Annotated in this window: 11 protein-coding genes; 7 read left to right on the plus strand and 4 right to left on the minus strand. The window is 74.2% G+C overall.

Translation table 11 applies throughout. From position 1 onward, the window contains the following. Window positions 1-147: 147 nt before the first annotated feature. Entirely contained in the window at window positions 148-1,077 is a 930-nt protein-coding gene (locus tag ACFYON_RS11530) for a sugar isomerase (protein ID WP_354868711.1), read from the minus strand. A 197-nt stretch (window positions 1,078-1,274) separates the two neighbouring features. Here ACFYON_RS11530 and ACFYON_RS11535 point away from each other — a divergent pair, with 197 nt between their 5' ends. From ACFYON_RS11535 to ACFYON_RS11550, 4 genes are all read left to right on the plus strand, one after another. Then, window positions 1,275-2,060, plus strand: coding sequence for a DeoR/GlpR family DNA-binding transcription regulator (locus tag ACFYON_RS11535; RefSeq protein ID WP_354868709.1), 786 nt, complete (start codon window positions 1,275-1,277; stop codon window positions 2,058-2,060). A 96-nt stretch (window positions 2,061-2,156) separates the two neighbouring features. Beyond that, on the plus strand, window positions 2,157-3,155 hold the full coding sequence (locus tag ACFYON_RS11540; protein ID WP_354868707.1) for an ATP-binding cassette domain-containing protein: 999 nt from the start codon (window positions 2,157-2,159) through the stop codon (window positions 3,153-3,155). After that, on the plus strand, window positions 3,152-4,165 hold the full coding sequence (locus ACFYON_RS11545; protein WP_355015078.1) for an ABC transporter permease subunit: 1,014 nt from the start codon (window positions 3,152-3,154) through the stop codon (window positions 4,163-4,165). The genes ACFYON_RS11540 and ACFYON_RS11545 overlap by 4 nt, the downstream gene beginning before the upstream one ends. A 139-nt stretch (window positions 4,166-4,304) precedes the next feature. Next, on the plus strand, window positions 4,305-4,838 hold the full coding sequence (locus tag ACFYON_RS11550; protein ID WP_355015077.1) for a DUF3263 domain-containing protein: 534 nt from the start codon (window positions 4,305-4,307) through the stop codon (window positions 4,836-4,838). Between the two features lie 6 nt (window positions 4,839-4,844). On the opposite strand, the gene ACFYON_RS11555 is transcribed toward ACFYON_RS11550, so the two are convergent. Beyond that, entirely contained in the window at window positions 4,845-5,057 is a 213-nt protein-coding gene (locus tag ACFYON_RS11555; protein WP_013288875.1) for a hypothetical protein, read from the minus strand. 308 nt (window positions 5,058-5,365) lie between these two features. Here ACFYON_RS11555 and ACFYON_RS11560 point away from each other — a divergent pair, with 308 nt between their 5' ends. The 3 genes from ACFYON_RS11560 to ACFYON_RS11570 all read left to right on the plus strand — a co-directional run bounded on the left by ACFYON_RS11560 (window position 5,366) and on the right by ACFYON_RS11570 (window position 7,499). Next, a complete protein-coding gene (locus ACFYON_RS11560; protein ID WP_354868700.1) occupies window positions 5,366-5,875 on the plus strand; it encodes a GNAT family N-acetyltransferase in 510 nt (169 codons plus the stop codon). A 139-nt stretch (window positions 5,876-6,014) separates the two neighbouring features. Then, the gene (locus ACFYON_RS11565) at window positions 6,015-6,461 is read left to right on the plus strand and encodes a hypothetical protein (protein WP_355015076.1); all 447 of its coding nucleotides are present in this window, start codon (window positions 6,015-6,017) and stop codon (window positions 6,459-6,461) included. Window positions 6,462-6,464: 3 nt separating this feature from the next. Beyond that, window positions 6,465-7,499, plus strand: a complete 1,035-nt coding sequence (locus ACFYON_RS11570) for an SRPBCC family protein (protein WP_355015075.1) — start codon at window positions 6,465-6,467, stop codon at window positions 7,497-7,499. Window positions 7,500-7,526: 27 nt separating this feature from the next. Here ACFYON_RS11570 and ACFYON_RS11575 read toward each other — a convergent pair whose 3' ends face one another. Then, complete coding sequence (locus ACFYON_RS11575) at window positions 7,527-9,767, minus strand: AAA family ATPase (RefSeq protein ID WP_355015074.1); 2,241 nt, start codon at window positions 9,765-9,767, stop codon at window positions 7,527-7,529. 25 nt (window positions 9,768-9,792) lie between these two features. After that, the gene (locus ACFYON_RS11580) at window positions 9,793-10,299 is read right to left on the minus strand and encodes a hypothetical protein (RefSeq protein ID WP_355015073.1); all 507 of its coding nucleotides are present in this window, start codon (window positions 10,297-10,299) and stop codon (window positions 9,793-9,795) included. Window positions 10,300-10,324 lie beyond the last annotated feature (25 nt).

The raw sequence follows: 10,324 nt of genomic DNA on the forward strand, positions 1-10,324 counted from the left end.
GCTCACGGCCCTCGCTGCGCTCGGTGCGTTCGCTCATGCGGTGCTGGCTGGGCATGCGCTCACGGCCCTCGCTGCGCTCGGTGCGTTCGCTCATGCGGTGCTGGCTGGGCATGCGCTCACGGCCCTCGCTGCGCTCGGTGCGTTCGCTCATGCCAGGACCACGGACCGGGTGAGGTGGCGGGGCGCGTCCGGGTCGAGGCCGCGGCTGGTGGCGAGCGCTACCGCGAACCGCTGGGCCAGGATCAGGTCGGCCATCGGGTCGACCGGGTTGCGGCCGGCCGACCAGCTCGTCAGCACCGTGCGCCAGCCGTGCGTGCGGCTGTGCACGAACGCGGCGCCGGTGGCTGCCACGTCCTCCGGCAGGCCGTCCGGGATCTCGCCGAGCGCCCACACGAGACGGCCGGGCGCGGCCACCGAGATCGGTCCGTGCCGGTAGTCCATGGCCGGGTACGCCTCGGCCCAGAACGTGGCCGCCTCGCGGCACTTCAGCGCGGCCTCCTGGGCCAGGCCGACGGTCCAGCCGCGACCGAGGAAGGTGACCTGCTCGATGCCGGCCGGGTCGATCGGCAGCGGGGCGCGTACGGCCACCTCGGCGTCGGCGGCCAGGCGGCCCAGGTCCTCGCCGAGGTGGGCGCGCAGCAGCGCGAGCGCTGTGGTGGCGAAGCGGGTCTGCACCACGGCCCGCTCGTCGGCGAAGGGCAGCGTGACTGTGGCGTCGGCGAGCGTGACGGCGGCCGAGTCCGGGTCGCCGACCAGGACCGTGGTGGGGATCCGCCCGCGCAGCGCGGTGAGCAGGTCGAGCACCTCGGTGGTGGTGCCGGAGCGGGTGATCGCGATCAGCCGGTCGTAGTGGCGGCCGGCCGGGAACTCGCTGGCCTGGAAGGCGTCGGTCTCGCCCTGGCCGGCGGCCTCGCGCAGCCCGGCGTACGCCATGGCCATGAACCACGACGTGCCGCAACCGACGACGGCGACCCGCTCGCCGGGGCGCGGCAGGTGCTCCGCGACGGTCGGGGCGAGTCGCGCCGCCTCCCGCCAGCAGTCGGGCTGGCTCGCGATCTCCGCGTGCACGTACGCCATGACAACTCCTCGCCGGGGGAGACTTTGCGCAATACGGCGCGATACGGCCGCCTTTCGCGCGCCATTCTGCGTGAAACCCTGCGGTCGTGGCAACCGTCCCCCAGTTCGCGCAGCGCAGGGTTTTGCGCGGACCCATTTTCGCGCACTAGTGTGCACGCAACCGATCACCGTTCACGCACAACTGGGGAGGCCCCGCGGTGGACCGCTACGCGCGCTGGAACGCGCTGCTGGAGATGCTGACCAACAGCGGCCGGGTCAGCGTCGAGGAGGCGGCCGAGCGGCTGGATGTCTCCCAGGCCACCATCCGGCGTGACTTCGACCAGCTCGCCCAGCAGCAGATGATCACCCGTACCCGGGGTGGCGCGGTCGCCAACGGCGTCTCCTACGACCTGCCGCTGCGCTACAAGACCGCTAAGCACTCGGCCGAGAAGCAGCGGATCGGCGCGGCGGCCGCCGCGCTCGTGTCGCCGGGCACCGTCGTCGGCCTCAACGGCGGCACCACGAGCACCGAGGTGGCCCGGGCGCTGGCGGTCCGTCCGGATCTCAACACCAGCGCCGAGGGCGCCCAGCTCACCGTGGTGACGAACGCGCTGAACATCGCCAACGAACTGCTGGTGCGTTCGCGGATGAAGGTGGTGGTGGCCGGCGGCGTGGTCCGGCCCAAGTCGTTCGAGCTGGTCGGCCCGCTCGGCGGGGCGCTGCTGCGCGAGGTCACGCTCGACGTCGCGCTGCTCGGCGTGGACGCGATCGACCCGCAGCTGGGTGCCGCCGCGCACCACGAGGGCGAGGCGGCCATGAACAGCCTCATGGTTGCCCGGGCCAAGCGGGTCGTGGTGATAGCTGATTCCTCGAAGCTCGGCGGGCACGCGTTCGCGCGGATCTGCGCGGTGGACCGCGTGGAGACCCTGGTGACCGACTCCGGCGCGTCCCCGGAGGTGGTGGCGGCGTTCCGCGACGCCGGCGTACACGTCGTCTGCGCCTGACCTCACCCGACACGCCGACGCTGCATACCGGGTATTGCCTTCTGATGCATACCGCGTATGGTGTCGCTGACGCCTACTTATCGGGGGAGGTCAGCTGTGTCGGCTGTCCTGGAGATCGAAGGTCTCCGCAAGACGTACCGGAGCCGGAAGCGAGGGGTCCGCCACGCGCTCGACGGCTTCGACATGCGAGTGGAAGCCGGCCAGGTGCACGGCTTCCTCGGTCCGAACGGCTCGGGCAAGACCACCACGCTGCGTACGCTGCTCGGCCTGATCAAGCCGAACGGTGGCCGGATGGCCATTCTCGGCCAGGAGCTGCCGCACTCGCTTCCGGCGGTCGCCGGGCAGGTCGGCGCCATCGTGGAGAGTCCGCAGTTCTTCCCGCACTTCTCCGCCCGCGACACCCTGGGCCTGCTCGCTCAGGCCGGTGAGCTGCCCAAGCAGCGCGTCGACGAGGTGCTGGAGCTGGTCGGGCTGCGCGACCGGGCCGGCGAGCGGGTCAAGACCTACTCGCTCGGCATGAAGCAGCGGCTGGCGGTCGCCTCCGCGCTGCTCAAGAACCCCAAGCTGCTGATCCTCGACGAGCCGGCGAACGGCCTCGACCCGGGCGGCATCCGGGAGATGCGCGGGCTGATGCGGGAGCTGTCCGAGGCCGGGATGACAGTGGTGCTCTCCAGCCACATCCTCGGCGAGATCCAGCTCATCTGCGACTCGGTCACGATCATCTCGCTCGGCCGCCGGGTCGCGTTCGGCCCGGTCGACCAGGTGCTCGCGGCCCACTCCCAGGGCGCCGTGCGGGTACGCCTGGAGGCGGTCAGCGACCTGCCCCAGGCCGCCGACGCGCTCAGCCGTGCCGGGGTCCGCGTCGCCGCCGAGCCGGACCACCTGATGCTGTCCGGCGTGGACAAGCCGGCCACCGTCAGCCGGCTCCTCGCCGAGCAGGGCCTGTACGTCAGCGAGCTCACCCCGGTCGCTGTCGACCTGGAGAGCGTCTTCCTCGAACTGACCGCCACCGCGCCGATCGCCGGTCAGCACCGTCAGGTCGACCAGTCCGCGAAGGTCGACCAGACCGTCACCGCAGGAGGTTGGGGCGCATGAGCCTGTTCGTCACCGAGCTGCGCCGGCTCGGCAAGCGCCGGGTCACCCGGCTGATGCTGGTCCTGCTGGTGCTCGGCCTGGCCACCGTCGCGACCGCGTTCAGCTTCTCCAGCGAGAAGCTCTCCCCGACGGTGGTGGCGGCGGCGGAGGCCGACTCCCGGGCCCAGTACCAGCAGGCGACGGAGCGGTGGAAGCGTTCGATCACCGAGTGTGAGGCTGCTCAGGCCCGCGGCGAGCAGACCGAGGAGGAGTACGGCCCGAACTGCGGCAAGGACTACCAGCCGCAGCCGGACATGTTCGACCCGAAGTGGAACCTGCCGTACCAGTTCGACTTCCGGGCCGAGTTCCCCCTCTTCATCGCCGTGTTCGCCGCCTCCGTGGCGCTGTTCGGCTTCATCGTCGGCGCCTCCTTCGTGGGCGCCGAGTGGAACACCGGCGGGATGATGAACCTGCTGCTCTGGCGGCCGAAACGGCTGACCGTGCTGGGCACGAAACTGGCCGCCCTGCTCGCCACCGTGTTCGGTCTGACAGTGGTGCTCGGCGCCCTCTGGACGGCGGCGTTCTGGCTGATCGCCAGCCAGCGCGGCAGCACCGCGAAGATGACCCCCGGAGTGTGGCAGTCGATCGGGCTGGACGGGCTGCGTGCGCTGGCGATGACGCTCCTCGTGGCGGCGTTCGGGTTCGCGCTGGCCTCGCTCGGCCGGCACACCGCGATGGCGCTGGGTGCGGCGGTGGGCATCTTCGCGGTGAGTGAGATCGGCATCCGGATCGCGGTGGCGGTGCTCGGGGTCCAGTTCGGTGACCGGTACGTGCTGTCCACGTACGCCCAGTCGTGGTTCCTGAAGCAGGCGGAGCTGTTCGACTACGACACCTGCCAGTTCTCCCAGGGCGCCTGCGAGCCGGCCACGTACATGGTCACCTGGCAGCAGTCGGCTGTGGTGTTCGGCGTGGCCCTGCTCGGCGCGGTGGTGGCCGCGTTCTGGACGATGCGGCGGCGGGACATCGCCTGACCTGGTCCGCGCCGCCGGCACCGCCCGGCGGCGCGGACCCCGCGTCCGATGCGGCCGGGGGGGGCGGCCCTGGTTACGCTGGGGCTCCCCCGGCCGGCGCGCTCCGCGCGCCGGTCACCCGCCGTCGGAGAGGAGCACCATGTCCGCCGACGCCTCGCAGCGGGCCGCCGTCGACCGGTCCGACCCGCCGGGGCCCACAGCGGGTACGCGCCACGCGGGCGGGAGCGTTCCGCCACCGCGCACCGCTCCTCCCGTCGAGTCCACAGCACCGCCGAAGCCGGACGCGCCGTCGGAGTCCGCACGACCGGTCGAGCCCGGATCGCCCGTCGAGCCCGGATCGTCCGTCGAGCCCGGATCGTCCGTCGAGTCCGCCGCGCCGGTCGAGCAGGCCGGGCCGGACGCGGCAGACGTGGGCGCTGCGGCCGGTGCGGGCGCGGCGCCGGCCGGCCTCACCGAGCGCGAGCGGCGGATCCTCGCCTTCGAGGCGCAGTGGTGGAAGCATGCCGGCGCCAAGGAACAGGCCATCCGGGACACCTTCGGGCTCTCCGCGACCCGCTACTACCAGCTGCTCAACGCCCTGCTCGACCACCCGGCCGCGCTCGCCGCCGAGCCGGTGCTGATCGGCCGGCTGCGCCGGCTGCGTTCGTCGCGCGCCCGTAGCCGGCGACGCTGACAGGCGTCACTTCTCGTACGTGCGCAGCCCGTTGCCGATGGCGAAGAACGTCGGCGCCCACTCGCCGATGAAGATGCCCCAGCGGTCCGCCCGCGCCACCCCGGCGCGCTCCATGTGCTTGGAGAGGAACCAGCTCGTGACCGAGAGGCCGATGCTGACGAATCCGGCGAGGTAGGCGTGCTCCGCCCGGATGCCACCCTCGTGCAACCGCTCCAACATCTCGTACCCCCCTGTCACCGGGACCGACCCCCGTCACCCCCGACGCTACCGAAGGTCCGGAGATGATGACGCACGGTTGCCGCGATCGGGGTCGGCGGCGGCACAAGCGCACCGACGACGCCTCGGCCGTGTGCTGCGAGTTCGATCCCCCGGCCGTGACCACGCTCACCCCGGAACGACCGGTCGGATGACAACGCAGCGTGAGGCGGAAACACCCGGGGGTACGACCGGACGAGGCGGTCGGCCGTAGCGGCAATCCCTCCCCAAAGCGGTGGACGACTCGGACGGGCGGGCGGCAGACTGCGGACGTGACGGGTGCGGTACGGCTGGAGCCGGTGAACGAACGGAACCTGGAACCGTTGCTCTCCGTAGCGGCGGCTGAGGCGGAACCGGATGACGTCATGCCTCCGGTGGACGCCCCGGCGGGCTGGTCGCTGGCCCGCCGCGACGCGTTCCGCGAGTTCCACCGCGCCAGCCTCGGCGGGCTGAACGGCCCCACCGGCACGGCCATGTACGCGATCGTCTCCGGCGGCGAGGTGGTCGGCGTGGTGCGGATGACCCGCCGGGACGAGCCGGGAACCGTGGAGACCGGCATGTGGCTCGGCCGGTCGGCGCGGGGCCGGGGCCTGGGCGTCGCCGCCCTGCGCCAGTTGCTGAACGCCGCCGCCGCGGCCGGGATGCACACGGTGGTCGCGAACACCACGCCGGACAACGCGGGTGCGATCTCGGTGCTGCGTAAGTGCGGCGCGGAACTGCGTACCGAAGACGGAAGGCTGCACGCCCGGATGTCGCTGGACTCCGCCCTGCCGATCCGCTGAGCCACCTCATCCGGGTTCCTCCTGCTCGACGCCGCCTCGGTGGGCGGTCTCGCGCTCGTGTGGAGACGTTTCTCCGATGGTCTGACGGGTAGCCCGCGTCTCCGGGTCCGCGACTTCCCGGGAGCGCGAAGGAGAGCGGATGAGAAGCGGAGCACGGGTGGCGTTCGCCGTCGGGTTCGGCTACCTGCTGGGTCGCCGGAAGAAGATGCGTACCGCGTTGACGCTCGCCACGGCGGTCGCCGCCGGGCGGGCCAGCCGGCACCCCGGGGGCCTGAAGCAGCTCGCCGAGGACCTGATGGCCGCGAGCCCGCAGTTGCGCAACCTCGGTGGGCTGGGCCCGCCGCTGGTGGCCGCCGGGCGGGCGGCCGCGACCGCCGCCGCCGGCAACGGCATCGACGCCATCGGCGGACGACTGCGCGGGGGCGCCGACGCGTTGCGCCGCAGGACCGGTGCCGACCGGCCGGCCGGCGAGCGTTCCGCGCCGGCCGCCGAAGGTGCCGCACCGGGGAAGGAGCGTTCCGCGCCCGATGAGGAGCCGGAGCTGGACGACCAGCCGGTGCCGGCCCGAGCCGATCGGGGGCGGTGAGCCGTGGCGACGAGCAGCCTGGCCGACCGGGCCCGCGACCAGATCGGCGCCGAGCTGCGCAACCTCGCCGCCGCGCTCGGTGAGCGGGCCGTGCAGGTGGTCGCCGACCGGGTCACCGACGCCACCGGGCGGTTGAGCGAGTACGCGAAGCGCGACGGCGATCCGGGCCTGGTGGCCGCCGCCACCGGCGCGCACCGGCTCGCCGAGGGCGCCTCCCCGGTCAAGGCGATGTTCCACGCCGGCCTGGCCGGCGGTAAGGAGAAGCTGATGACGGCGCTCGGCGTGCGCAGGGGAGGCCGGGAGGGCGGCCGTACGGCCAGGGTCACGAACATGGTCGAGGCCATCGAGGTCGGCGTCCCGGTCCGGGTCGCGTACGACCAGTGGACGACGTTCGGCGACTTCCCGAGTTCCCTGCCGCAGGTCGAGCGGGCCGACTGCGACGCCGACGAGAGGATGACCTGGACGGCGCGGATGCTCTGGTCGCACCGGAGCCGGCAGTCCACCATCGTCCGGCAGATCCCGGACCGGCTCGTCCACTGGCGGTCCACCGGAGAGAAGGGCTCGGTCGACGGCACCGTCAGCTTCCACGAGGTCGCCCCGGAGCTGACCCGGATCCTGGTCGTGCTGGAGTACCACCCGCGCGGCCTCGTCGAGCACACCGCCAACCTGTGGCGGGCCCAGGGCCGCCGGGTCCGGCTGGAGCTGAGGCACTTCGTCCGGCACGTGATGACCCGGACCGTGCTCGACCCGGACGCGGTCGAGTGCTGGCGCGGTGAGATCGAGGACTCCCGGGTGGGCAGGGACCACGCGACCGCGCTCCGGGAGGAGCGAGGCGACGCCGGGCCGGCCGACGACGAGTACGCCGCCTACGACGCGGGCAACGACTTCGGCGACGACGAGTACGCCGGCCAGCCGGTCCGGTCGGCGGCGGAGCGTTCCCGCGACCGGCCGGCACGCGGGCGCCGGGAACCCGGACGCCGCCGCCGTGTCCCGGAGCCGCCCCGCCGCCCGGCCGCGCGCCGCCGCGGCGAGAGCTGACCGGCCGCTCGGCGAGCCGGCCGGTCGCTACCGGCCGGCGGCGTACGACTCCAGGCGCGCGAGCTGCACCGGGTCCAGGGAGGGCCGGACGCGGGCCCGGGCCGCCTCGACGTGCGCGGCGGTCACGGTGCTCGCGTGCAACGACTCGCGCATGGCGGCGAGCGCCGCCTCCCGGATCAGCGCGGCGCAGTCGGCCGCGGAGAAGCCGTCCAGCTCGGCGCCGAGGGCGTCGAGGTCCACGTCCGGCGCGAGCGGGACGTCCCGCGCGGACGCACGCAGGATCTCCGCACGGGCCGGACCGTCCGGCGGGGGCACGTAGACCAGGCGTTCCAGCCGGCCCGGACGCAGCAACGCCGGGTCGACCAGCTCGGGGCGGTTGGTCGCGCCGACCACCACCACGTTGCGCAGTGCCTCCACCCCGTCCAGTTCGGTCAGCAGTGCCGCCACCACCCGGTCGGTCGTACCGCCGTCGGTGGCCTGCCCGCGTACCGGGGCCAGCGCGTCCACCTCGTCCAGGAAGACGAGCGTGGGCGCGGCCTGCCGGGCACGGCGGAACAGCTCCCGGACCGCCCGCTCGCTCTCACCCACCCACTTCGAGAGCAGCTCCGCGCCCTTCACCGACAGCACGTTCGCCCGCCCGGAGCCGGCCAGCGCGGTCACCAGATAGGTCTTGCCGCAGCCTGGCGGGCCGTAGAGCAGCACGCCGCGCGGCGGCGTCACGCCCAGCCGGGCGAACGTGTCCGGGTAGGTGAGCGGCCAGAGCACCGACTCGGTGAGCGTCTGCTTGACCTCGTGCAGCCCGCCCACGTCGTCGAGCGTCACCGACGCCAGCTCCAACGTGGAGGCGGACATCGTGGTCGGCCGGACCACCTCCAGCGCGGCGGTGAAGTCGGCCATCGCCACGCTCGGCGTCTCCGCCGTCTTCTGCCGCAGCGCCGCGCGTACCCCGGCCTCGCGGACCAGCGCCGCCAGGTCCGCCGCGACGAACCCGGGAGTGCGGCCGGCCACCTCGTCCAGCCGGACGTCACCGGCCAGCGGTACCTCCCGGGTCAGCACCGTCAACTGCTCACGGCGCAGCGACGCGTCGGGCAGCGGCACGGTGATCCGCAGCGCGAGCAGGTCCGGGCCGCGCAGCGCCGGGTCCACCGCCTCGGGGCGTCCGGTCGTGCACACCACCGCCACGCCGGCGCGCAGCGTCTCGGCCGCCACCTGCCGGAACACGGTGGCCAGCGGACCCGGCTCGTCGGCCGGGGCGATCGCCTCCACATCGGTGACCAGCAGCACGGCGGGGCCACCGGCGCGTACCGCCGAGGCCGCCTCGCGCAGCCGGCCCGCCGCCGCGTCGTCGGTGAGCGTGGCCAGCTCCGGCGCCCAGAGCGGCCGGACGCCCGCGCCGACCCGGGCGGCGACGGCACGCACCAGCGCGGATTTGCCCGATCCGGCCGGGCCCTCCACCAGCACGCCGAGCGAGACGGTGGTGCCGAGGCGGCCCAGCACCTCGCGGTGGTGGAAGCCCAGGTCCAGCAGTTCGGTCAGCTCCTCGGCCTGGGCGCGCAGGCCGGGCAGCTCGTCCACGTCGGGCGCGTCCTCCGGGCCGAGCAGGCCACCGGCGGGTCCCGTCCCGGCCGGGGTGGCCGAGGGCGCGGAGACCCGAGCGGTGGAGGCCGGGGACGCGGGGCCGGAGCCCCGGGTGGCGGGGCCGTGTTCCCAGCCCACCACCGTGTCCATGGTGACGAGCGCGCCGACCGCCGGCTCGGCCGACACGACGGTGAGCAGCGTGCTCGTCCAGGCGTACCCGACGGAACTGGCGAGACTGCGCCGCGCGGCCTCGATCAGGCCGCGCACGGCGGCGTCCGGGAGCACGTCCTGCGGCAGCAGCGAGACGTCGTCCCCGGCGGTGACCACCTTGCCCAGCAGCGCGAGCCGCAGCATCTCCGGCGGGACCGCGGCGATCACGGCGGCCGGGCCGGACAGGGTGAGCCGGCGTGCCGGGGTCGCTGGTAGCGGGCTCACCGTGACCTGGCCGCCGGCCCGCAGTCCGAGGTTGCCCAGCAGCAGGTCGTCGGCGTGCAGCAGGGCGCCGCTGGTGCTCGCGGCGGCGGCGGCGGCGATGCCGGCCGTGACCCGGCGGCCGGTCAGGCGTACCGGATCGCCCGGGCGCAGCGCCAGCGCGGTGAGGACCTCGGGGTGCAGGCGCACCACGCCGCGGCGGGCGTCGAGCGCGGCCGGCCGCAGCGTCGCGGTCAGGGTCAGGTCGGGTTCGGCCACCCGCCGACAGTAGCCGCCCCGATCATCAGGTGCCGGGTCGGCGCGGGCCCCGGTCGTCCAGCAGTGAAGGGTCGCGCCGGATCATCTCGGCCAGCCGGGCCGCCGGGTCGGACTCCAGCGAGTCGTGGCCGGGCGCGGGCACCGTCTTCACCGACATCGGCCAGGCCGGTGGCGGCGCGGGCGGTGTCGCCGGTCCCACCGTCACCGCCGCGCCGGACCAGGAGACCCGCAGTGGGTACGCCTGCTCGCCCAGTTCCACGCGCAGCGTCACGGCCAGCCCGGGGTGCTCGGCCACCACCCGGCGGACCGCCTCGGCGACCTCCTCGACCGGGTCACGCCGCACCGGCGCGTCTCCACCCCGCAGCCGGTACGCGCCGTGCCCCGTCCGCCCCTCGCCCGGCTCGTCCGCCGCCTCCGCCGGCACGTCCCGCTCGGGCGTCCCGGCCGGCTCGCCGGCCAGCGGTGCCCGGCGGCGCATCGCCTCCTCGCGCCGTGCCATCCGGGCCAGTGTCTCGTCCAGATCACCTCTCATGGCGTCCACCCCTTCGCCAGACAAC

This window comes from Micromonospora sp. NPDC005686, assembly GCF_042871665.1.
Classification (GTDB): Bacteria; Actinomycetota; Actinomycetes; order Mycobacteriales; family Micromonosporaceae; genus Micromonospora.